Origin of the sequence: Citrobacter sp. Cpo126, assembly GCF_030332445.1 — a bacterium.
Taxonomy (GTDB): Bacteria; Pseudomonadota; Gammaproteobacteria; order Enterobacterales; family Enterobacteriaceae; genus Citrobacter; species Citrobacter portucalensis.
In genome coordinates, this window is the sequence record NZ_JAOWHT010000015.1 from 1 (window position 1) to 261 (window position 261).

1 protein-coding gene is annotated in these 261 nt (G+C 60.2%); it reads left to right on the top strand.

The features are described from left to right. Positions 1-261 (top strand): class II fructose-bisphosphate aldolase (locus tag OGY17_RS23305; protein ID WP_502872487.1); only part of this gene is annotated, 261 nt, incomplete at both ends.

Here is a 261-nt window from a genome sequence, read left to right on the forward strand (position 1 = left end):
GCAACTGGATACCTCGATGAAAATCTTCCATCTGGGATATCTGCTGCTGCTCGACAGTCTGGACATGCCGGATGAGGAGTTCGGGACGCGTAGCGCACGGCTGCTGGCGCAGTTCGATGGCTCCACGCTGGAGTATGAAGAAAATATCCGCCAGACCCGCGAAGTGGTGAAAATGTGCCATGCCGTCGGCGTGTCGGTGGAAGCCGAACTGGGTGCGGTGGGCGGTGATGAGGGCGGCGCGCTGTACGGTCATGCCGACGA